This window comes from Pseudomonas sp. lyk4-TYG-107, from assembly GCF_030209055.1.
GTDB classification, from domain to species: domain Bacteria; phylum Pseudomonadota; class Gammaproteobacteria; order Pseudomonadales; family Pseudomonadaceae; genus Aquipseudomonas; species Aquipseudomonas putida_A.
In genome coordinates, this window is record NZ_JARVST010000024.1 from 26,175 (window position 1) to 48,936 (window position 22,762).

The 22,762-nt window shown below is 61.1% G+C and carries 21 protein-coding genes; 7 read left to right on the forward strand and 14 right to left on the reverse strand.

The features are described from left to right. Positions 1–609 carry a LysE family translocator gene (locus QRN61_RS20070; protein ID WP_285374903.1) on the reverse strand — a complete coding sequence of 203 codons (609 nt, stop codon included), beginning with the start codon at positions 607–609 and terminating at the stop codon, positions 1–3. A gap of 105 nt (positions 610–714) precedes the next feature. Between QRN61_RS20070 and QRN61_RS20075 the strand changes: the two genes are divergently transcribed. Then, complete coding sequence (locus QRN61_RS20075; RefSeq protein WP_285374905.1) at positions 715–1,593, forward strand: LysR substrate-binding domain-containing protein; 879 nt, start codon at positions 715–717, stop codon at positions 1,591–1,593. 54 nt (positions 1,594–1,647) lie between these two features. On the opposite strand, the gene QRN61_RS20080 is transcribed toward QRN61_RS20075, so the two are convergent. The 5 genes from QRN61_RS20080 to QRN61_RS20100 all read right to left on the reverse strand — a co-directional run bounded on the left by QRN61_RS20080 (position 1,648) and on the right by QRN61_RS20100 (position 7,856). Further along, the gene (locus QRN61_RS20080; RefSeq protein ID WP_027613221.1) at positions 1,648–2,667 is read right to left on the reverse strand and encodes a branched-chain amino acid aminotransferase; all 1,020 of its coding nucleotides are present in this window, start codon (positions 2,665–2,667) and stop codon (positions 1,648–1,650) included. Positions 2,668–2,901: 234 nt separating this feature from the next. Next, positions 2,902–4,275: a dihydrolipoyl dehydrogenase gene (lpdA, locus tag QRN61_RS20085; RefSeq protein WP_285374909.1), complete on the reverse strand. Its 1,374-nt coding sequence runs from the start codon at positions 4,273–4,275 to the stop codon at positions 2,902–2,904. A 4-nt stretch (positions 4,276–4,279) separates the two neighbouring features. After that, positions 4,280–5,560 carry a dihydrolipoamide acetyltransferase family protein gene (locus tag QRN61_RS20090; protein ID WP_285374911.1) on the reverse strand — a complete coding sequence of 427 codons (1,281 nt, stop codon included), beginning with the start codon at positions 5,558–5,560 and terminating at the stop codon, positions 4,280–4,282. Next, positions 5,561–6,619, reverse strand: a complete 1,059-nt coding sequence (locus tag QRN61_RS20095) for an alpha-ketoacid dehydrogenase subunit beta (RefSeq protein WP_003224000.1) — start codon at positions 6,617–6,619, stop codon at positions 5,561–5,563. A 1-nt stretch (position 6,620) separates the two neighbouring features. After that, positions 6,621–7,856, reverse strand: a complete 1,236-nt coding sequence (locus QRN61_RS20100; RefSeq protein WP_285374912.1) for a 3-methyl-2-oxobutanoate dehydrogenase (2-methylpropanoyl-transferring) subunit alpha — start codon at positions 7,854–7,856, stop codon at positions 6,621–6,623. Positions 7,857–8,041: 185 nt separating this feature from the next. Between QRN61_RS20100 and bkdR the strand changes: the two genes are divergently transcribed. Further along, a complete protein-coding gene (bkdR, locus tag QRN61_RS20105) occupies positions 8,042–8,530 on the forward strand; it encodes a Bkd operon transcriptional regulator BkdR (RefSeq protein ID WP_007965286.1) in 489 nt (162 codons plus the stop codon). A 93-nt stretch (positions 8,531–8,623) separates the two neighbouring features. Here the strand turns inward: bkdR and QRN61_RS20110 are convergent, their stop codons facing one another. Beyond that, the gene (locus tag QRN61_RS20110) at positions 8,624–9,487 is read right to left on the reverse strand and encodes an MBL fold metallo-hydrolase (RefSeq protein ID WP_210557751.1); all 864 of its coding nucleotides are present in this window, start codon (positions 9,485–9,487) and stop codon (positions 8,624–8,626) included. 91 nt (positions 9,488–9,578) lie between these two features. Between QRN61_RS20110 and QRN61_RS20115 the strand changes: the two genes are divergently transcribed. From QRN61_RS20115 to QRN61_RS20125, 3 genes are all read left to right on the forward strand, one after another. Next, positions 9,579–9,920, forward strand: a complete 342-nt coding sequence (locus QRN61_RS20115) for an ArsR/SmtB family transcription factor (RefSeq protein ID WP_003224002.1) — start codon at positions 9,579–9,581, stop codon at positions 9,918–9,920. 168 nt (positions 9,921–10,088) lie between these two features. Further along, complete coding sequence (locus QRN61_RS20120; protein ID WP_285374953.1) at positions 10,089–11,333, forward strand: NAD(P)/FAD-dependent oxidoreductase; 1,245 nt, start codon at positions 10,089–10,091, stop codon at positions 11,331–11,333. A 9-nt stretch (positions 11,334–11,342) separates the two neighbouring features. Next, positions 11,343–12,143 (forward strand): sulfite exporter TauE/SafE family protein, encoded by an 801-nt coding sequence (locus QRN61_RS20125; protein WP_115990128.1) that lies wholly within the window; start codon positions 11,343–11,345, stop codon positions 12,141–12,143. A gap of 102 nt (positions 12,144–12,245) precedes the next feature. On the opposite strand, the gene QRN61_RS20130 is transcribed toward QRN61_RS20125, so the two are convergent. The 7 genes from QRN61_RS20130 to QRN61_RS20160 form a co-directional block, all read right to left on the reverse strand. Beyond that, the gene (locus QRN61_RS20130) at positions 12,246–13,526 is read right to left on the reverse strand and encodes a TRAP transporter large permease (RefSeq protein WP_285374957.1); all 1,281 of its coding nucleotides are present in this window, start codon (positions 13,524–13,526) and stop codon (positions 12,246–12,248) included. Next, the gene (locus QRN61_RS20135) at positions 13,526–14,053 is read right to left on the reverse strand and encodes a TRAP transporter small permease (RefSeq protein ID WP_285374960.1); all 528 of its coding nucleotides are present in this window, start codon (positions 14,051–14,053) and stop codon (positions 13,526–13,528) included. The genes QRN61_RS20130 and QRN61_RS20135 overlap by 1 nt, the downstream gene beginning before the upstream one ends. 76 nt (positions 14,054–14,129) lie before the next feature. Further along, positions 14,130–15,101 carry a TRAP transporter substrate-binding protein gene (locus QRN61_RS20140; RefSeq protein ID WP_223027700.1) on the reverse strand — a complete coding sequence of 324 codons (972 nt, stop codon included), beginning with the start codon at positions 15,099–15,101 and terminating at the stop codon, positions 14,130–14,132. A gap of 64 nt (positions 15,102–15,165) precedes the next feature. Further along, a complete protein-coding gene (locus QRN61_RS20145; protein WP_285374964.1) occupies positions 15,166–16,059 on the reverse strand; it encodes an SMP-30/gluconolactonase/LRE family protein in 894 nt (297 codons plus the stop codon). A 30-nt stretch (positions 16,060–16,089) separates the two neighbouring features. After that, positions 16,090–16,914 carry an NAD-dependent epimerase/dehydratase family protein gene (locus QRN61_RS20150; protein ID WP_285374967.1) on the reverse strand — a complete coding sequence of 275 codons (825 nt, stop codon included), beginning with the start codon at positions 16,912–16,914 and terminating at the stop codon, positions 16,090–16,092. A 282-nt stretch (positions 16,915–17,196) separates the two neighbouring features. Next, positions 17,197–18,492: an OprD family porin gene (locus QRN61_RS20155; RefSeq protein WP_285374970.1), complete on the reverse strand. Its 1,296-nt coding sequence runs from the start codon at positions 18,490–18,492 to the stop codon at positions 17,197–17,199. A gap of 165 nt (positions 18,493–18,657) precedes the next feature. Beyond that, positions 18,658–19,608, reverse strand: coding sequence for a polysaccharide deacetylase family protein (locus tag QRN61_RS20160; protein WP_285374972.1), 951 nt, complete (start codon positions 19,606–19,608; stop codon positions 18,658–18,660). Positions 19,609–19,875: 267 nt separating this feature from the next. Here QRN61_RS20160 and QRN61_RS20165 point away from each other — a divergent pair, with 267 nt between their 5' ends. Further along, entirely contained in the window at positions 19,876–21,531 is a 1,656-nt protein-coding gene (locus QRN61_RS20165; RefSeq protein ID WP_027613205.1) for an MFS transporter, read from the forward strand. Next, positions 21,528–22,670 (forward strand): HlyD family secretion protein, encoded by a 1,143-nt coding sequence (locus tag QRN61_RS20170; protein ID WP_285374976.1) that lies wholly within the window; start codon positions 21,528–21,530, stop codon positions 22,668–22,670. Before QRN61_RS20165 ends, QRN61_RS20170 begins: the two co-directional genes overlap by 4 nt. Positions 22,671–22,762 lie beyond the last annotated feature (92 nt).

Consider the following 22,762-nt stretch of genomic DNA (forward strand, 5'->3'; position numbering starts at 1 on the left):
TCAGCGGGTTGCCGACGCCATCAGCAGACCAAAACCGGCAAAGGTCACCCCCGAGACTTTCGCCGCCAGCCAGGATCCTTTCGGGCTCGACAGCCAGCCTTTGGCCGCATTGGCGAGCAGGGCGTAGCTGCCGTGCACCAGAATTACCAGCACCGCGTAAGAGGCCACCAGTTTGAAGAACTGCGGGTAAAAAAGCTGTTCAGTGTCGATGAACTGCGGGAATACGGCCAGAAAGAAGAAGATCGCTTTCGGATTGAGAAACTGCAGGGACGCGGCTTCGAGAAAACGGTAGCCCGGACGAGAAGGGCGAACCTGCTGCAGGCTACGGAAACGATCTGAACGCCAGCTCTTGAAGCCCAAGTACAACAGGTATGCAGCTCCGGCGTATTTCAGCACGGTAAACGCCTCGGCCGAGGCGCTGAGGATCAAGCCGACGCTGGTGGCGCTGAGGGCAGCCACCACGAAAGCGCCCGAGGCGATGCCCAGAATGCCGGGTACTGCGCCGGTCCAGCCCAGGCGCACGGCGTTGGACAGGGTCAGCACCACGCCCGGGCCGGGGCTCAAAATGGTCAGGGCGGCGAACAATACAAAGAGTCCGTAGCTGTGCATGATGTTGCTCCGTCGAATCGCGTATCTGCGTGCGGGCAGATTGGCGTGGCGGCAACGCGCTGACAAACGCTTTAAATGCAGTGCATATGTGACTAAATTAGACCCATGAAAAATTCACTTCCCCCGCTCAATGCGGTTCGCGCCTTCGCTGTGGCTGCTCGTCATCAGAGTTTCAGCCTGGCGGCCGACGAGCTGCATGTCAGCCATAGTGCGGTCAGCCGCCACGTCAAATTGCTTGAAGAACATCTGGGCGTTTTGTTGTTTGAACGGCGCATCAGGCAGTCGCTGCTGACGCCGGCGGGTGAGCTTTTTTATCAGCAAGTCAGCGCCGGTCTGGCGCAGATTGCCGACGCCGCTGCCGAGTTGAGGCGACAGGCAGCGCGACCGACGATCACGATCAATGTCCGGCCGTCCTTCGCCCTGTTATGGCTGACGCCTCGTTTGGCGGACTTTTCGGTGCAGCATCCGCACATCGACACCCAGGTCGTCACGCAGACCCAGTCGCCGGATCCGGCCCGCGATGATTTCGACATTGTCATCCGCCGGGGCCGTGACGATTGGGCGCCGACGCTGGAGGCGCACGCGTTGTTCGAGGATGAATTGGTCATGGTCGCGGCGCCGGCATTGATTGAGCGACTGCCGCTGACAAATCTCGCCGGCCTCAGTGCGCATACCTTGCTGACCGTCAGGGCGCGGCGTGAAGACTGGCACCACTGGGCGAGGCATTTTGGCCAGAGTCAGAGCAGCACTCAGGTGATCCGTCAGTTTGATTACATGCACCGGGTGCTGGAAGCGGCCGTGGCGGGCGAGGGCATCGCGCTGTGTCCAACCACTTTGCTCGGCACGCATTTGTCGAGTGGTCGCCTGATCTGCCCTTTGCCCGAACTGCGCATGCCGCTGCCACGCTATTACTACGGTGTTGCCCCGCAAGCGTCGGCGCACACCGAAGTGTTCATTGACTGGCTACAGCAACAGCGTCCATGAAAAAGCCCCCATCGATCACTCGATGGGGGCTTTTGTGCATCAGCAGCCGTCAGATCAAACCTTGACGATCCAGCCCGCTGGCGCTTCGATGTCGCCGGTCTGTACGCCAGTCAGCTCTTTGTAGAGCTTCTGGGTGACCGGGCCGACTTCGGTTTCGCTGTGGAACACGTGCAGGTGGTCGTTGTAACTGATCCCGCCGATCGGGGTGATCACCGCCGCGGTACCGCAGGCGCCGGCTTCCTTGAAGTCCGACAGTTTGTCGATCAGCACGTCGCCTTCAATCACTTCCAGACCCAGACGGGTTTTCGCCAGTTCGATCAGCGACAGACGGGTGATGCCTGGCAGCACGGATGGCGAGTTCGGGGTGATGAACTTGTTGTCGTGGGTGATCCCGAAGAAGTTGGCCGAACCGACTTCCTCGATCTTCTTGTGGGTCAGCGGATCCAGGTAGATGGCGTCAGCGAAGTGCGCTTTCTTGGCCTGGGAGCCCGGCATCAGGCTGGCGGCATAGTTGCCTCCGACCTTGGCCGCACCAGTGCCTTGTGGGGCGGCGCGGTCGAAGCTGGAGATCTGGAAGTTGTGTGGGGTCAGGCCGCCCTTGAAGTAGGCGCCGACCGGGATCGCGAATACCGAGAAGATGAACTCCGGCGCGGTACGCACGCCAATGTTGTCACCCACGCCGATCACGAATGGACGCAGGTACAACGCGCCGCCGGTGCCGTACGGCGGAATGAAGCGCTCGTTGGCGCGAACCACTTCCTTGCACGCTTCGATGAACTGCTCGGTCGACACGTGCGGCATCAGCAGGCGGGCGCAGCTGCGCTGCATGCGCGCGGCGTTCTGGTCGGGACGGAACAGGTTGATCGAGCCGTCCTTGCAACGATAAGCCTTCAGGCCTTCGAAGCACTGCTGGCCATAGTGAAGGGCAGTCGAGCCTTCGCTGATGTGCAGCACGTTGTCTTCGGTCAGGGTGCCTTTGTCCCATTCGCCATTGCGAAAGTACGACAGATAGCGTTTGTCGGTCTTGATGTAGTCAAAACCCAGCTTGTCCCAATTGATGCTTTCGTTACCCATGACACCCTCTATCACTGAACAACCGTCGAAACGGTTCAAGGCTTCTGACGTTTTTTTGGATGGGCACAACAATACTTCATTCTTGAGCGGTTTCGCAGCCCGGACTATCGGATGACAGACAGATAATTCCGGTTGCGCCTGAGAATTCGCGAGCAGGCTCGCTCCCACATTTGAAATGCATTCCCATTGTGGGAGCGAGCCTGCTCGCGAAGGGGCCATTACAGCCACCCACCATCACAGGTGCAACGCATGCCCCAAAGCACGCAACGCCGCTTCCTGCACCGCTTCACCCAGGGTCGGATGCGCATGAATGGTGCCGCCGATGTCTTCGAGGCGCGCACCCATTTCCAGGCTTTGCGCGAACGCGGTCGACAACTCCGACACGCCAACCCCGACCGCCTGCCAGCCGACAATCAGATGATTGTCGCGCCGCGCGACCACCCGCACGAAGCCGCTTTTTGATTCCAGGGTCATCGCCCGGCCATTGGCAGCGAACGGGAAGCTGGAAACGATGCAGTCCAGCCCGGCAGCCTTGGCTTCGTCCGGGGTCTGGCCAACCACCACCAGTTCCGGGTCGGTAAAGCACACGGCGGCGATGGCGGTCGGGTTGAATTCGCGGGATTTGCCGCTGATCAGCTCGGCAACCATTTCGCCCTGAGCCATGGCGCGATGGGCGAGCATCGGCTCGCCGCTGAGGTCGCCGATGGCGTAGACGTTGCGCATGCTGGTCTGGCAGCGGCTGTCGATCTTGATCGCCGAGCCGTTCATGTCCAGGTTCAGCGCTTCGAGGTTCCAGCCTTGAGTATTTGGCTTGCGACCGACCGCCACCAGCACCTGATCGGTTTCCAGATTGAGGGTGTCGCCGTTCGGGTCACGCACCTGCAAGGTGCCGTCGAAACCCAGCACGCTGTGCTTGAGATAGAGCTTCACGCCCAGTTGCTTCAGTGCTTCGTGGACCGGTTGGGTCAGCTCGGCGTCGTAGGCCGGCAGGATACGATCCTGCGCCTCGACCACGCTGACTTCGGCGCCGAGCTTGCGGTAAGCGATGCCCAGCTCCAGACCGATGTAACCGCCGCCCACCACCACCAGGCGCTTGGGCACGGACTTCGGTGCCAGCGCTTCGGTGGAGGAGATGATCGGCCCGCCAATTGGCAGGATCGGCAGGTTGACGCTGGTCGAACCGGTGGCCAGCACCAGATGCTCGCACTGAATCCGCGTATCGCCGACTTCCACGGTTTTGCCGTCGATGACTTTGGCCCAGCCATGGATGACCTGGACCTTGTTCTTTTTCAGCAGTGCGGCGACGCCGGTGGTCAGGCGATCAACGATGCCGTCCTTCCACTCGACGCTCTTGCTGATGTCGAGGGTTGGTGCCGAGACGCTGATACCCAGCGCAGAATGCTGACTGTGATGTTGTGTCTGGTGAAACTGCTCGGCCACGTGAATCAACGCTTTGGACGGAATGCAGCCGATGTTCAGGCAAGTGCCACCCAGCGATTGGCCTTCGACCAGAATCGTCGAAATGCCCAGTTGCCCGGCGCGAATCGCCGTGACGTAGCCGCCGGGGCCGCCGCCGATAATCAGCAGCGTGGTGTTCAAGGTTTGCATGGCGTCACTCCACAAACAGGGTCGCGGGTTGTTCGAGCAGACCACGAATGGCCTGGATGAAGAGCGCCGCGTCCATGCCGTCGACCACGCGGTGATCGAAGGAGCTGGAGAGGTTCATCATCTTGCGGATCACCACCTGGCCCTTGATGACCATCGGCCGTTCGACGATTTTGTTCACGCCGACGATGGCCACTTCCGGCAGGTTCAGCACCGGGGTGCTGACGATGCCGCCCAGCGCACCGAGGCTGGTCAGGGTGATGGTCGAACCAGACAATTCATCGCGGCTGGCCTTGCCATTGCGCGCGGCGTTGGCCAGACGCGAGATCTCGGCGGCGCTGTCCCACAGGCTGCGCGCTTCGGCGTGACGCACCACCGGCACCATCAGGCCGACATCGCTTTGCGTGGCGACACCGACATGCACTGCGCCGAGGCGGGTGATGACCTGGGCTTCGTCGTCGTAACGGGCGTTCATCTGCGGGAAGTCACGCAGGGCGACGACCAGTGCGCGGACCAGGAACGGCAGCAAGGTCAACTTGCCCCGGCTGGCGCCGTGTTTTTCATTCAGATGCGAGCGCAGTTCTTCAATGGCGGTGACGTCGATTTCTTCGACGTAGCTGAAGTGCGCGGCACGCCGAGTGGCGTCCTGCATGCGCTGGGCGATCTTGCGGCGCATGCCGATCACTTGAATCTGTTCTTCATCGTGACGCTGGGCGTACGCGGCGGTTGCCGGTGCCGAAGCGTTTGATTGACCCTGGGCCAAATAAGCGTCGAGGTCTTCGTGCAGCACACGACCGGCCGGGCCAGTGCCGCGTACCAGACGCAGCTGAATGCCCAGATCCAGCGCATGTTTGCGCACGGCCGGCGAGGCCAGCGGACGTTCATCGGCCTCGCGGGCAACCATCGGGCCCTGGCAAACCGGTGCCGGGCGCGGCCCAGCAGCAGCGGCAGGTTTGCTCTCGGCAACTGTTTCAACTTTCGGAGCAGCAGGCGGCTCTTGCGCAGCAACCGGTGCTGGCGCGGCGGACTCTTTCAGATTCCCGGCGCCTTCAACTTCAATGCTGATCAGCACACTGCCGACCGCCATCACTTCACCCGGCTGACCGCCGAGCGCAATGACCTTTCCGTGCACCGGCGATGGAATATCGACCATTGCCTTGTCGGTCATCACGTCCGCCAACACCTGGTCTTCAACCACCAGATCGCCAACCTTGACGTGCCACTGCGACAGTTCGACTTCTGCGATGCCTTCGCCGATGTCCGGCATCTTGATAACGTGCGTGCCCATTCAGACCTCCATGACCCGTTTCAACGCCGCGCCCACTCGGGACGGCCCTGGGAAATACGCCCACTCTTGCGCGTGCGGGTAGGGGGTGTCCCAACCGGTAACGCGTTCGATCGGCGCTTCCAGGTGATGGAAGCAGTGCTCTTGCACCAGCGACACCAGCTCGGCGCCGAAACCGCAGGTACGGGTGGCTTCGTGCACCACCACGCAGCGGCCGGTTTTCTTCACCGACTTGACGATGGTCTCCAGATCCAGCGGCCACAGGCTACGCAGGTCGATGACTTCGGCGTCAACGCCACTTTCTTCAGCGGCAACTTGCGACACGTACACGGTGGTGCCGTAGGTCAATACGGTCACGTCCTTGCCCGGACGAGTGATCGCGGCGACGTCCAGCGGCACGGTGTAGTAACCGTCCGGCACCTGGGCTTGCGGGTGTTTCGACCACGGGGTTACCGGACGGTCGTGGTGGCCGTCGAACGGGCCGTTGTACAGGCGTTTCGGCTCAAGGAAGATCACCGGGTCATCGTTTTCGATGGAGGCGATCAGCAGGCCTTTGGCGTCATACGGGTTGGAGGGCATCACGGTGCGCAGGCCGCAGACCTGAGTGAACATTGCCTCGATGCTTTGGCTGTGGGTCTGGCCGCCGTAGATCCCGCCGCCGCAGGGCATGCGCAGGGTCATCGGCGCAGTGAACTCGCCGGCCGAGCGATAACGCAGGCGTGCGGCTTCGGAAATGATCTGGTCGGAAGCGGGGTAGACGTAGTCGGCGAACTGAATCTCGGCGACCGGACGCAGACCGTATGCACCCATGCCCACCGCCACGCCGACGATGCCGCTTTCGGAGATCGGCGCGTCGAATACCCGCGAGGTGCCGTACTTGGTCTGCAGGCCTTCGGTGCACCGGAACACGCCGCCGAAGTAGCCGACGTCCTGACCGAACACCACCACATTGTCGTCACGCTCAAGCATCACATCCATGGCCGAGCGCAGGGCCTGGATCATGGTCATGGTGGTCGTGGTCATGGCGGTTTCCAACTGAATATTGTTGTTGTGATCGTTCATGTCAGATCCCCAACTGCTGACGCTGGCGCTTCAAGTGCTCCGGCATCTCTTTGTAGACGTCTTCGAACATGGTTGCGGCGCTTGGAATCTGCCCGCCAGCGAGGGTGCCGTACTGTTCGGCCTGTTTCTGCGCGGCAATCACTTCGGCTTCCAGCTCGGCGCTGACCGCGGCGTGCTCTTCTTCCGACCAGTGGCCGACCTTGATCAGGTGCTGCTTGAGGCGGGCAATCGGATCGCCCAGCGGGAAGTGGCTCCAGTCGTCGGCAGGACGGTATTTGGACGGATCGTCGGAGGTCGAGTGCGGGCCGGCGCGGTAGGTGACCCATTCGATCATGGTCGGGCCGAGGTTGCGCCGGGCGCGTTCGGCAGCCCAGGCGGAAGCGGCGTAGACCGCATAGAAGTCGTTGCCGTCGACGCGCAGCGAGGCGATGCCGCAACCGACTCCGCGTCCGGCGAAAGTGGTGGCTTCACCGCCGGCGATGGCCTGGAAGGTCGAGATCGCCCACTGGTTGTTGACCACGTTGAGGATCACCGGCGCGCGGTAAACGTGAGCGAAGGTGAGGGCGGTGTGGAAGTCCGATTCGGCGGTGGCGCCGTCACCGATCCAGGCCGAGGCGATTTTCATGTCGCCCTTGATCGCCGAGGCCATGCCCCAGCCGACGGCTTGAATGAACTGGGTGGCGAGGTTGCCGGAGATGGTGAAGAAACCGGCGTCCTTGACCGAGTACATGATCGGCAACTGCCGGCCCTTGAGCGGATCGCGCTCGTTGGACAGCAACTGGCAGATCAGGTCGACCAGCGGCACTTCGCGGGCCATCAGGATGCTTTGCTGGCGGTAGGTCGGGAAGCACATGTCGTCGATGTTCAAGGCCAGGGCCTGGGCGCTGCCGATGGCTTCTTCGCCAAGGCTCTGCATGTAGAACGACATTTTTTTCTGGCGCTGGGCGACCACCATGCGGTTGTCGTAGATCCGCGTCTTGAGCATGGCGCGCATGCCCTTGCGCAGGATCTCGACCGGCACATTTTCAGCCCAGGGGCCGAGGGCGTTGCCCTGATCATCGAGCACACGAATCAGCCCGCGCGCCAGGTCGGCGGTGTCGGCGGGTTCGACGTCAATGGAAGGTTTGCGCACCGTGCCGGCATCGGTCAGATGCAGGTAGGAGAAGTCGGTTTTGCAGCCTGGGCGGCCCGAGGGTTCAGGGACGTGCAGACGCAGCGGTTCATACGCTTGGGTCATGGCTTCTACGCTCGATCTTGTGAATTTCTTGTAGTGAGCTGGCAATCATTCTTGGGTGAAAGAAATCTTGTCCTACAACAATCATAGGCCCGGGCCAGAAGAATATTTCTCTCTGTTTCGTTGCGCTGGAGACGATTTGCAGATAGAAATTCTGCATAAACATAAAAAACAGGTGGTTTTGTCTCATGCGCAAACTGGACCGTACCGACATTGGCATTCTCAACAGCCTTCAGGAGAATGCGCGCATCACCAACGCCGACCTCGCGCGCTCGGTGAATCTGTCGCCGACGCCGTGTTTCAACCGGGTCAAGGCCATGGAAGAATTAGGCCTGATTCGCGAGCAAGTGACGCTGCTCGATGCCGATCTGCTGGGCCTGCATGTGAACGTGTTCATTCACGTCAGCCTGGAGAAACAGGTCGAGGAGGCGTTGCAGCATTTCGAAGAGGCGATTTCCGATCGCCCCGAAGTGATGGAGTGCTACCTGATGGCCGGCGACCCGGACTATCTGATCCGGGTGCTGGTGCCGACGATTCAGGCGCTGGAGCGGTTCATGATGGACTTTCTGACCAAGGTGCCGGGGGTGGCGAATATCCGCTCGAGTTTTGCCTTGAAGCAGGTGCGGTATAAGACGGCGTTGCCGTTGCCGGCGAATGGTTTGACCCTCGGGACTTGAAGATCAAAAGATCGCAGCCTTCGGCAGCTCCTACGCAGAGCACGCATAAACCGTGTTCCTGTAGGAGCTGCCGAAGGCTGCGATCTTTTGCTTCTAGAGCTTGTTGATCGGCACTTTCAAATAAACCACACCATTGTCCTCGGCCGGCGGCATGTTCCCCGCCCGCACATTCACCTGAATCGCCGGCAACAGCAGCGTTGGCATGCCCAACCCGGCGTCACGCTTTGTGCGCATTTCGACAAACGCCGCTTCATCAATCCCGTCATGCACATGAATATTGCTCTTGCGCTGTTCGCCAACGGTGGTCTGGCACTGCGCGGCGCGGCCTTCGGGCGGGTAATCGTGGCAGACGTAGAGTTTGACACTGGCGGGGAAGGCCAGCAGTTTGTGAATCGAGTTGAACAGTTGGTGCGCGTTGCCGCCGGGGAAGTCGCAGCGGGCGGTGCCGACATCGGGCATGAACAGCGTGTCGCCGACCAGAATCTGTTCGCCGTCGATCAGGTAGGCCATGTCTGCCGGAGTGTGGCCGGGGACGTGCAGGGCGGTGGCCTTGAGGTTACCGATCATGAACGACTCGTTCGGCGCGAACAGGTGATCGAACTGCGAGCCGTCGACGCAGAATTCCGGTTCCAGATTGAATAGCGCCTTGAATACGTTCTGCACCTTGCTGATGGACTGGCCGATCGCAATTTTGCCGCCCAGCTCGCGGCGCAGGTACGGCGCGGCGGACAGGTGGTCGGCGTGGGCGTGGGTTTCCAGCAGCCATTGCACCTGCAAGTGGTGTTCTCGGACGAAGGTGATGATTTTGTCGGCCTGCGTGGTGCAGGTGCGTCCGGCGGCGCCGTCGTAATCGAGTACCGGATCGACGATTGCACACTGCCCGCCATCGGCTTCATAGACCACGTAGCTGTAGGTCGAGGAGGCGGGGTCGAGGAAAGCTTCAATCTGCGCGGGCATGGTCACCAACCTGAACCAGGGAAATGGGTTGCAACACTTTATCTAAAAACATAATGTTCGCAGCTTAAGTGACGTTGAAGGCATCGTGCAAATGCAATCCAGTCTGACCGAATGTGAAGTCGCCCAGTTGCGGGCGTCCGCCTCCAAGGCCTGCGCGCTGCTCAAGGCGCTGGCCAATGAGGATCGCCTGTTGATCCTGTGCCAGCTGACCCAGGGCGAGCGCAATGTCGGCGAACTGGAAAAAATGACCGGCGTGCGCCAGCCGACCCTGTCCCAGCAGCTGGGCATCCTGCGCGATGAAGGGCTGGTGGCGACTCGTCGTGAAGGCAAATACATCTTTTACGGTCTGGCCAGTCCTGAAGTGATTCAGGTGATGAAGACCCTGTCCGGGTTGTATTGCGGAGCGGTGCTCAAGAGCTGGGGTCACCCCTGAATGCCAGCCAACACATTCAAAACCTGTGGGAGCTGGCTTGCCAGCGATGGCGGAGTGTCAGTCGCCATCAACCGCGGCTGACAAGTCCCTATCGCTGGCAAGCCAGCTCCCACAGGTTTAGTGGTTTGATTCAAAGAAATCCTTGCATGCAGCAATAAGGAACAAGCAATGAACGATCAACACTGGGGCCCATCCATCAGTGCCGATATCGTGGTCATCGGCGGCGGCACCGCCGGCATCGGCTTCGTCGCCAGTCTGCTCAAGCGTGATCCCACTCTTAAAGTCACTGTGATCGAGCCAAGCGCCCAGCACTACTACCAGCCAGCGTGGACGCTGGTCGGCGGTGGCGCCTATGACGTCAAGGACACCGTGCGGCCGATGAGCAAGGTGATGCCGCGTCAGGCCACCTGGATTCAGGCGGCGGTGACTGCGGTTGATCCCGACGCACGTCAGCTCACGCTCAACGATCAACGCCGCGTCACTTACCAGAACCTGATCGTCTGCCCCGGCCTGCGGCTGGCCTGGGAGAAGATCGAAGGCCTGCAGGAAAGCCTCGGTCAGCACGGCGTAACGTCCAACTACAGCTATCAGCACTCGCAGTACACCTGGGATCAGGTGCAGAAACTGCGCGGCGGCAAGGCGTTGTTCACCCAGCCGGCGATGCCGATCAAATGCGCCGGCGCGCCGCAGAAGGCGTTGTACCTGTCGTGCGATCACTGGCGCAAAACCGCTGTGCTGAACAACATCAATGTCGAATTCAACCTGGCCGGCGCCGCGTTGTTCGGTGTCGCGACCTTCGTCCCGCCACTGATGAAGTACATCGAAAAGTACAACGCGCAACTGGCCTTCAACTCCAACCTGGTCAAGGTCGACGGCCCGGCGAAAACCGCGTGGTTCGAGATCAAGGACGCCGACGGCAACCTCACCACACAGGCGAAAACCTTCGATCTGCTGCACGTAGTCCCGCCGCAAGTCTCGCCGGATTTCATTGCGCAAAGTGCGCTGGCCGACGCTGCCGGCTGGTGCGAAGTCAATCCGCATAGCCTGCAACATCCGCGTTACCCCGAGGTGTTCGGCCTCGGTGATATCTGCGGCACCAGCAATGCGAAAACCGCTGCGGCGGTGCGCAAGCAGGTCGTGGTGGTCGCGGAAAACCTGCTGGCCCTGCGCAAGCGACAACCGCTGCCACTGAAGTACGACGGCTACGGTTCGTGCCCGCTCACGGTGGAGAAGGGCAAGGTGATCCTCGCCGAGTTTGGTTACGGCGGGAAGTTGCTGCCGACTTTCGCCCTCGATGCGACCGTGCCGCGCCGCTCGGCGTGGTTCCTCAAGGCGACGCTACTGCCGTGGTTCTACTGGAACGGCATGCTCAAGGGCCGCGAGTGGCTGACCGTTTTGTCCAAAGTCGACTGAGAACTCCCTATGTTGCTGGCAAGTCTGTTTGGCGTGTTGATGGGGCTGATTCTCGGGCTGACCGGGGCGGGTGGCGGAATTCTCGCGGTGCCGGCGCTGGTGCTTGGCCTCGGCTGGAGCATGACCCAGGCCGCGCCCGTGGCGTTGTTCGCCGTCGGTAGTGCGGCGGCAGTCGGGGCGATCGACGGTTTGCGCCATGGTCTGGTGCGCTACCGCGCGGCGCTGCTGATCGCCGCGCTTGGCGCGGTGTTTTCGCCGCTGGGCATCTATTTTGCGCACCAGTTGCCGGAGAAGATCCTGATGATCCTCTTCAGCCTGCTGATGGTCATGGTGGCCTGGCGCATGCTGCGCCGTGAGCGTGCGCAAACGGGGCCGAGCGACCACGGCCACGCGAGCTGGGGGCAGAAAAACTGCATGCTCAATGAGCAGACCGGGCGTTTCGACTGGACCGCCAAATGCACCGCGACCCTCGCGGCGCTGGGTGCGGTGACCGGTGTGGTTTCGGGCTTGCTCGGCGTTGGCGGTGGCTTCCTGATCGTGCCGGCGTTCAAGCAACTGACCGATGTGCAAATGCGCGGGATTGTCGCGACGTCGCTGATGGTGATCAGCCTGATTTCGGCGATTGGCGTGATCGGTTCCTTCCATGCCGGAGTGCGCATCGACGCTCAAGGTGCGGCGTTTATCGTGGCCAGCATCGTCGGCATGATCATCGGCCGCAAACTGTGCGCGCGGCTGCCAGCGCGGACGTTGCAGGTGGGGTTTGCCAGCGTGTGTCTGCTGGTGGCGGGGTATATGTTGTTGCGTGCCTGAATGTTGGCAGATCAAAAGATCGCAGCCTTCGGCAGCTCCTACAGGAATCGCATTCCCATGTAGGAGCTGTTGAGTGAAACGAGGCTGCGATCTTTCAGGCTGTTACAACACCAGATGCGGTAGCCACAGGGAAATGGCGGGGATGTAAGTGACCAGCATCAACACCAGAAACAGCACCGCATAAAACGGTAGTAGCGCCTTCACGGTGCTCTCGATACTGACCTTGCCCACCGCCGAACCGACAAACAGCACCGCACCCACCGGCGGTGTTATCAGCCCGATCCCGAGGTTGACCAGCATGATCATGCCGAACTGCACTGGATCGACACCGATGCCGAGAATTACCGGCATCAGGATCGGCGTCAGGATCAGGATCAGCGGCGCCATGTCCATCACCGTGCCGAGCAATAGCAGCATGACGTTGATGCACATCAGGATCACGTAGCGGTTGTCCGACAGGGTCAGGAACAGCGTGGTGATTTTCGCCGGAATCTGCATCAGGGTCATGATGTAGCCGAAGCTCGCGGCGAAGCCGATCAGGATCATCACGATGGAAATCGTGCGTACCGTGCGGTGCATCAGCTTCGGCAGTTCACGCCACTTGTAGTCGCGGTAGATGAACATGGTCACGAAGAACGACCACAACACGGCGATGGCCGCCGATTCCGTGGCGGTGAAGATCCCCGAGAGGATACCGCCGAGGATGATCACCATCGCCATCAGGCCCCAGAGGGCTTCGCCGACGATTTTCAACGCCTGGCGCATCGGGATGATTTCACCCTTGGGGTAGTCGCGTTTTTTCGCGAAGATCAGGCACAGCACCATCAGGCAGGCGCTCATCAGCAACCCCGGCACGATGCCCGCCATGAACAGCGAGGCAATCGAAACCGTACCACCGGCGGCCAGGGAGTAGAGCACCGAGTTATGGCTTGGCGGCGTGAGCAGGGCTTGCACCGAGCCGCTGACGGTCACCGCGGTGGAGAAATCCCGTGGATAGCCCTTGCGTTCCATTTCCGGAATCAGCACCGAACCCACCGACGCGGTGTCGGCCACCGAGGAACCGGAGATCGCGCCGAAGAAGGTCGAAGCAACAATGTTGACCAGCGACAGGCCACCGCGCACGAAACCCACCAGCACCCCGGCACACGCCACCAAACGCCGGGACATGCCGCCCTCGGCCATGATCGCACCGGCCAGGACGAAGAACGGAATGGCCAGCAGCGAGAACTTGTTCACCCCCGACGCGACCTGAATCATCACCGCCTGGAACGGGATGTCGATCCACCATGCCCCGATCAGCGCGGCGGCGCCCAGCGCATAGGCTACTGGCATGCCGATCAGGATCAACAGGATAAAACTGCCTAGCAGAATCAGAGCGTCCATTAAGCGCCACCTTCACTTTCTTCAACCAGATCGAACTGCACGACCCGCCGTTTGCTCTGGTCACCGAGCAAGAGTTTTTCCAGGACGAAAACCAGCGTCAGCAAGCCGCCCACGGGAATCGGCAGATAGGTCACGCCAACCCGCAGATCGGGCAGGGCCGCCATGAACTGGTTCCAGGTGGACATGCACAACTTGGCGCCCCAGATCGTCATGAAAATGCAGATCGCCGCCATGAGCAGTTGCGAGAATATCGCCGCCGCAGATCTCAGCCGGGGTGGCATACGGTCGGTGAGCATGGCCACGGCCATGTGCGCACCGGCGCGGTAACTGGCGGCGGCACCGATGAAGGTGAACACCATCATCAGCAGGATCGCCGTGGGCTCGGGCCAGCTCGAACCGGTGCCCAGCACGTAGCGGGCGAACACGCCCCAGGGAATCATCAGGGAAATCGCCAGGACGGAAAGGCCGGCGACCCAAATGCACGTCATGTAGATCTTGTCGTTGATACGCAGCAGTAGATTCTTCATCGGGTTCCACCGTAACCGGGCGCGCCTGTGTCATCAGGTGCGCCGGGCCTGGTTAATGAGGACGGAGCGGGAGGCGTTACTGCACGGCTTCGATTTTCTTGATCAGGTCGGCGTACTTCGCACCGTACTTTTCCCGCACCGGTGCGGTGGCGTCGTAGAAGGGTTTCTTGTCGACCTCGATGAACTCGACCCCAGCGGCCTTGAGTTTTTCTTCGCTGGCAGCGGACTTCTTGTCCCATAGCACGCGCTCTTCAGCCTGGGCAGCCTTGGCGGCGGTCTTGACCAGCGCCTGTTGATCCGGGGTGAGTTTTTCCCAGGTGATTTTCGACATCACAATCGGCTCTGGCAGGATCAGGTGACCGGTCAGGCTGTAGAACTTGGCGTTCTGGAAGTGGTTGTGTTCGAGCAGGGTCGGCGGGTTGTTTTCCGCGCCGTCGATCACGCCGGTCTGCAAGGCGCTGAAGATCTCCCCGGTGTCCATGGCGATACCGTTTCCGCCCATGGCGTTCATCATGTCGATGAACATCGGGTTGCCCTGGACACGAATCTTCATGCCTTTGAGGTCTTCGAGCTTGCGTACCGGTTTCTTGGTGTAGACGTTGCGTGTGCCTCCGTCCATCCAGGCCAGGGCCACGAGGCCGAATTCGGAGTTGGTGATTTTGTCGAGGATCTCGTCGCCCACTGCGCCGTCGATGACGTTACGCATGTGTTGATGGTCGCGGAAGATGAACGGCATGTTGAACACGTTCACGTCCGGCACTACCGGGCCGACGATACCCAGGCTGACGCGAGACAGCTGTACCGCGCCGACTTGCATCTGCTCGATGACTTCCTTTTCTGAGCCCAGCACGCCGCCGGGAAAGTATTGGAAGGTCAGCTCGCCGTTGGTCTCCTTGGTCAGGGTCTTGCCCATGTTTTCTTCGGCCACCACGGTGGGATAACCGGCGGGATGGATGTCAGCGAATTTGAGTTGCAGGGCCTGGGCGGCGCCAGTGAAGGTGAACATCAGCGGGAGTGCAGCGGCCAGCAAGGTGCGTTTGAAGTTCATGGGGGTGAGTCTCCAGTCTTGTTATTGTTGTGTTCAAGGCGCAGCGGTGCAGCAGAGGAGGGTGTTACAGGGAATCGTCGAACAGCGGTTCTTCCAGGCCTTTGACCCCGGGGTTGAGGGCGAACACGCCGCCGGCCAGAGATTGCGGATCGCGGTCGTCGCCGGGGCGAATCGAGGTCACGAAGAGGGTGTCTAGGCGGCTGCCGCCGAAGGCACACATCGTCGGTTTCTTCACCGGCACTTCCAGCGAGAAATCGAGGCGGCCGTCCGGGGCAAAACGGTGAATCAGTCCGGCGTCGTTGGCGCAGATCCAGTAGCAGCCTTCGGCATCCACGGCAGCGCCATCCGGCCGGCCGGGGAAGTGGTTCATGTCAACGAAGATCCGCCGATTCGATGGTGTGCCGGTCTCGGTGTCGTAATCGAAGGCCCAGATCAATTGCACGTCTGGATGTGAATCGGACAGGTACATCGTCTTGCCGTCAGGGCTGAAGCCGAGGCCGTTGGGCACGATGAAGCCGTCGAGTCGCGCTTCGATCACACCAGACTGCCCGGCGCCGTAGCGGTAGAGCCGGCCTTCAGGCGCACTCAGGCCCATGTTCAGCACCATGCTGCCAGCCCAGAAACGGCCCTGGCGGTCGCAGCGACCATCGTTGAGGCGCATGTCTGCTCGGCTGTGCTCGACGGTGGCGAGCCATTCGCTGTCGAGGCTGCCATCGCTGTGCGGGTGCAGATGAAAAAAGCCGCTCTCCATGCCGGCAACCCAGCCGCCACCGCTGTGACGGGCGATGCAGGCGAGCATCTGCGGGGTTTTCCAGGCATGCACATGGCCGGTGTCAGCGCTCCAGCGTTGCAGCCCGCCGTTGGCAATATCGACCCAATACAGCGCGTTTTCCTGCGGCACCCAGACCGGGCTTTCGCCCACGGCGTTGCGAGCATCGACGATCAATTCGGCTTGCATACTCATTCCTTTGCGTCGTTGGCAGAGTGTTCAGTCGCCGAAGGGGCCGGCCGCGACGAACGCGCCGCCCTGATAGACCCGCGCCGGGTCATCGGCGGCGGGCATTGGCTGCGCTTCGACTTTTTCGCGGAACACTTCGGAGTTGTCCTTGGCTTCAAAACCGAGGTGGCTGGCGAAGCGGTTGTCCCACCAGACGTCCTTGTTGGCGGACATTCCATAGACCACGGTATGGCCCACGTTTGGCGTGTACAGCGCGCGTTCGAGCAATTGCGTGAGGTCGTCGAAACTCAGCCAGGTGTGCATCATTCGGCGGTTCTGCGGCTCGGGAAATGAGGAGCCGATGCGGATGCTGACCGTCTCGATGCCGTAGCGATCGAAGTAGAAACTGGCCATGTCTTCGCCGTAGGACTTGGACAATCCGTAGTAGCCATCGGGGCGGCGGGCGCAACTGGCGTCGAGCGGCTCGTCTTGTTTGTAGAAGCCGATGACGTGGTTGGAACTGGCGAAGATCACTCGCTTCACACCATGGCGGCGTGCAGCTTCGTAGATGTGAAACACGCCGCAGATGTTGGCGCCGAGGATTTCTTCAAAGGGCCGCTCGACGGAGACACCGCCGAAATGCAGGATCGCATCGACGCCTTCGACCAGTTGGTGCACTGCGTGTTTATCAGCCAGATCGCAGGGGACGATTTCTTCGCGATCATCAACGGCCGGGGCGAGGGCGGCGATGTCCGACAGGCGCAGGACATGGGCATAAGGGCGCATACGTTCGCGCAGGACTTTGCCCAGGCCACCGGCAGCGCCGGTCAGCAGCAGACGGTTGAACGGGGCGCGGGGAGTAGAGGTAGACGTCATGGCAATCCCTTACACGTTGTTATTAGGTTTGTTGTAGGTTGTCGTATGACTGCACTGAAGTATCGGTAGGCTTTCCGGAACTTGTCAACGCGACTTTTGGGGTAAATGACGGAAGGGGCTCATTCACTTTTCAATCACCGCGACGCCTTCGTTGCAATGCAATCCCCTTGTGGAAGCGGGCTTGCTCGCGAAAGCGGTGTGTCATTGAAAGATGAATTGACTGACCCGACGCCTTCGTGAGCAAGCCCGCTCCCACAGGGAAACCCGGTGTGAGTACTGGCTTTACAACAACGAAATCGGATAGCTGATAAAGACCCGGTTCTCGTCGAACTCATTGGTGCTGAAGTCCCGGCGGATCGTCGCGTTGCGCCATCTCACGTTGAGGTTTTTCAGCGGCCCGCTCTGCACGGTGTATCCCAGTTCCGACTCGCGGCCCCATTCCTTGCCGTCGGTAATCGTCCCGGTGTGCACGTTGTCGCCGCTGATGTAACGGTTCATCAGGGTCAGGCCGGGAATGCCGAGGGCGACGAAGTTGTAGTCATGCCGCAACTGCCAGGAGCGCTCTTTGGCGTTGTCATAACTGGCGTTGTAGCTGTCGTTGGCCAGGGTGCCGCCGCTGGTGCCGTTGACCCGCATCCACGCGTCATCGCCGCTGAGTTTTTGCAGGCCGACATAGAAGGTGTTACCGCCATAGCGGGCCGACAGCATGGCAAATGCAGTCTTGTTATCGAGGTCGCCGGCCTGGGCGCTGCCGTCTTCCTTGCCAGTGAAGAACCCGAGGTTGGCGCCCAGCGTCCAGTCGCCCAGCGGTTGGCTGTGGCTGAGGTTGAAATACTGCTGCTGGTAGATGTCGCTGAGTTCGGCGTACCACACGCCGACCAGAGTGCGCTTGTCGTTGAAGGTGTACTCGCCGCCGCCGAAGTTGAAACGGTCGGAGGTGAAGGCGCCGCGGCCGTTCATCGACATGTCTTCCATGCTGGCATCGTTGCGCGGGCTGTTGCCACGGAACTGCCCACCGAAGAGGGTCAGGCCGTTGATTTCGGTGGAGGTGATCTGGCCACCGCGAAAGGTCTGCGGCAACGAGCGGCCATCGTCCGAGCGCAGGATCGGCAGCACCGGCATCCATTCGCCAACCTTCAATTCGGTCTTCGACACCTTGGCCTTCAACGCCACGCCGAGGCGACCGAAGTTGTCCGCCGGGCGCCCGTCATCGTGAATCGGCAACAGTTGCGTACCGCCGGTGCCCTTGCCACCATCGAGTTTTTGCGAATACATCCCCAGCACATCGAGACCGAAGCCGACGGTGCCTTGGGTGAAGCCGGATTTGGCATCAAGGATGAAGTTTTGCGTCCACTCTTCAGCCTTGCCCTGCGGGTAGTTCGGGTTGACGAAGTTGCGATTGAAGTAGGCGTTGCGCAGGTTCAGCGTGGCTTTGCTGTCTTCGAGGAAGCCTTCGGCGTCGGCGCTCATCGGCAAAACCAGGGCGAGGCTGCTGCAGCCGATCAAACTCAGGGTGGAACACGGGCGGGGGAAGGAAATACGGGACGTGCGAACGGAATTGCAGACGAGTGTGCTCACTGTGACGCTCCCTGTTGTTGTTTTTATTATTTGTCATACGTCGTCGTACAACATGGTTGCGGATAGTTGCGAGGTTTTCCGCAAAAGTCAACAGGGCTTGTTACGATTATTTTGCGCGATTTGGCAGCCCTCCAAATGCTGCGAAGAGGGCTGTTTCCGGCGGGTTTACCGGTTATAGAGCGCCTCTGTGTTGTCGATCAGCGGGTTTTTCTCGGTCAGGACGATCCGGGCGATCTGGTCCTTGCGCATGAATGTCACTTTCGGATGGGACTGCGCATAGCGGATAAAACGTTCCATCGCCTCGACCATCGCCGGGGTGCCGCCGATGCGATCGTGCAGACTCACTGACATCATCCGCCGCTTGCTCGCGCCTTCGGCGTACAGGCGATCAAATTCCAGCACCAATTGCTGATAGAACTGCTCGGCGGAGAAATGCCGACCCTCGATCAACACGATGTCGTTGTTGCGCAAGGTATACGGCACCACGGCGAATTTGCGCCCACGGACCATGGTCACGAACGGTTCGTCGCGGCTGACATCATCGATGTGGTAGGTGAAGTTCAGGTCTTGCAGGACCTTCAGCGTGTTGGGGCTGCGCCGCAGCCAGTTGGCGTTGTAGCCCAGCGAGCGCTGGCCGGTAAGTCTCTCGACCGCGTTGACACCGTCGCCGATGAACTGTTTTTCCTGGTCGTAACTCATGTTGTAGGAATCGGCCCAGCGCATGCCGTGGGCTGCCAGTTCGTGGCCGCGCTCGGCAATCGCTTTCGCCAGTTCCGGGTGCTTGAGCGCCGCTTCGCCGACCACATGCGAGGTGACCTTGATCCCGGTGCGATCCCACAGGTCGAGCATCCGCCACAAGCCTTCCTTGTAGCCATAATCAAACCAGGTCTGCGCCGGCAGATCAGGGTAACCCTTGGGCAATGGACTGCCGGAGAACGGACTTTCCGCACCCTCGGGCTGGCCGCCGGTTTCGAACTGCATCGACACTGAAATCACCAGTTGCGAACCGTCCGGCCACGGGCGTTCCTGGGCGAAGGCGAGGGCGGGCAGCAACAGGGCGGCGGCCAAAAGGTTTTTCAGCAGGCGTGGGGAGCGTTGCCAGTGGGGCGTGGTCATAACGGGCACCTTGCAGGTTGAGAAGGGCTGCAAGGGTGGCAGTTGCCCGGCGCGGGAAAAATCCGTTGCGGGCGAGAGGACCTTTAAACAGAATTTACGAATCCACCACGAACCCTGTGGGGGCGGGCGTGCCCGCGATAACGGTCTGCCAGTCAGCCTGTTGCCGAGCCGACTGCCGTCATCGCCGGCAAGCCAGCTCCCACAGGATTGTGGGTTTGCCGCAGGATTTGCGGCAAACTCCCGGCAACACAAGCACAAGGCCTTTCAATGGATCGATACGCCCCGCGCGACTGGCAGCCTCACGAGAAGCCCAGTCTGCCCGGTTCCCCCTCGACGCCGCTGCACTCCAACCCCAAGCGCCTGGCCTATGCGCTGGTCGGGCTGCTGGTGGCAGTGACCGGTGGTTTGGGTAACTCGCTGGTGGTCGCCAACCTGCCTTACCTGCAAGGCGCGCTGGGCGCGACCACGGCGGAGATGGCCTGGCTGCCAGCTGCGTACGTGATGACCAACGTGTCGATGAACCTGCTGTTGGTGAAGTTTCGCCAGCAGTTTGGCCTGCGCGCGTTCACCGAAGTGTTTCTGGTGCTGTATGCGCTGGTGACGTTCGGTCATCTGTTCGTCAACGACTTGAGCTCGGCCATCGCGGTGCGGGCGGCGCACGGCATGGTCGGTGCGGCGCTGAGTTCGCTGGGTCTGTATTACATGGTTCAGGCGTTTCCGGCCAAATGGCGGTTGAAGGCGCTGGTGCTGGGTCTCGGTGCCTCGCAACTGGCGCTGCCGCTGGCGCGCCTGTTCTCCGAAGACTTGCTGCAGATTGCCGAATGGCGCGGCTTGTACCTGTTCGAATTGGGCATGGCCTTGCTGTCGCTGGGCTGCGTGCTGCTGCTCAAGTTGCCGCCCGGTGATCGCTTCAAAACCTTCGAGCCGCTGGACTTTCTGACCTTCGCCATTCTCGCCAGCGGCGTGGCGCTGCTTTGCGCGGTGCTGTCGCTGGGGCGGATCGACTGGTGGCTGGAGGCCAACTGGATCGGCTATGCGCTGGCGGCCTCGATTGCCCTGATCCTCGCCGGCCTGGCGATTGAACACAATCGCAGCAACCCGATGCTGATGACCCGCTGGCTCGGCAGCGGCACGATGATCCGCCTGGCGCTGGCGGTGACCCTGATCCGCATGGTCACCTCGGAACAGTCCACCGGCGCCGTCGGTTTCATGCAGAACCTCAACATGGGTTATGAGCAGTTGCACAGCCTGTATGTGGTGATGCTGATCGGCAGCGTCGCCGGGCTGGCGACCAGCGCACTGACCATCGACCCCAAGCACCTGCTGATGCCGCTGATCATCTCGCTGGCGCTGATGGCGACCGGTTCGGTGATGGACAGTTTTTCCAATAACCTGACCCGCCCGCAAAACCTGTATTTCAGCCAGTTTCTGCTGGCCTTCGGCAGCACGTTTTTTCTGGGACCGACCATGGTTTTCGGCACCCGCAACGTGCTGACCAATCCGCGCAATCTGGTGAGTTTTTCGGTGTTGTTCGGGATCTGCAACAACCTTGGCGGCCTGCTCGGCGCGGCGTTGTTGGGCACGTTCCAGATCGTGCGCGAGAAATTCCATTCCAGTCACCTGGTCGAGCACCTGACGCTGTCCGATCCGCTGGTGGCCGCCCGCGTACAGAGCGGCGGGTCGGCCTATGGCTCGTTGCTGGCCGACCCGAGCCTGCGCAATCTGGCCGGGATTCGCAGCCTGTCCAACGCGGCCACTCGCGAAGCCAACGTGCTGGCCTATAACGATGTATTCATGCTGATCGCCGTGATTGCGGTGCTGACCATGATCTGGCTGTCCATTCGTGCGCTGTGGCTGATGAGCACCACCAAAGCCGTCGACCCCGCGCCTTCCGTACCTCCTGACGGTGCTTCCAATTCATGACCGAACCGACCACCACAACCACCAATGCCATCGCCGCCACCCCGGAAGGCGTGGCACCGCCGTCATCACCGAACACCGAGCCGCGCTCGTTGCGGGTGCGGATCATCTCGTCACTGGGCTTTGCCGCGATTGCCATCGTCGGTGTGCTGATCGTGCTCTACGCCTGGCAGTTGCCGCCGTTCAGCAGTGCGGTCGAAACCACTGAAAACGCCCTGGTGCGTGGCCAGGTGACGATCATCGGCCCGCAGCTCAGCGGTTACGTGTTCGAGGTGCCGGTGCAGGATTTCCAGTACGTGAAGGCCGGCGACCTGCTGGTGCGCCTGGACGACCGGATTTATCAGCAGCGCCTCGACCAGTCGCTGGCGCAACTAGCGGTGCAGAAAGCCGCGCTGGCCAACGTGGTGCAGCAACGCAACAGCGCCGAAGCGACGATCAAGCTGCGGCAGGCCGTGGTGGCCGACAGCGAGGCGCAGTTGCGTAAAAGCGAGGCGGATCTGCGCCGTAACAAGGAGCTGGTGGGTGACGGCTCGGTGTCGAAACGCGAGATGGACGTGACGCTCGCGGCCAATGCGCAGAGCATTGCGGCGGTGGCGCAGGCCAAGGCCAATCTGGAAATCGCCCGGCAGGATCTGCAGACGGTAATCGTCAATCGCGGTTCGCTGGAAGCCTCGGTGGCCAGCGCTGAAGCAGCGGTGCAACTGGCGCGGATCGACTTGTCGAACACGCGCATCGTCGCCCCGCGTGACGGCCAACTCGGGCAGATCGGCGTGCGCCTCGGCGCTTACGTCAACTCCGGGGCGCAGTTGATGGCGTTGGTGCCGAACCAGAAATGGGTGATCGCCAACATGAAGGAAACCCAGATGAACAATGTGCGCGTCGGGCAGCCGGTGCGCTTCACCGTCGATGCGCTGAACCACCGCAAGTTCACCGGCCATGTGCAGCACATTTCACCCGGTACCGGCTCGGAATTCGCCCTGTTGCAGGCCGACAACGCCACCGGCAACTTTGTGAAAATCGCCCAGCGCGTGCCGGTGCGGATCACCATTGATGAGGGGCAGCAGGAAGCGGAACGCTTGCGTCCGGGGATGTCGGTGGTGGTCAGCATCGACACCGCAGCGGGCGACACACAACCGCATTGATCTACACAAAACCTTGTGGGAGCTGGCTTGCCAGCGATGACGTCGGTACATCCGAAATATCTGTTCCTGACGCACCGCCATCGCTGGCAAGC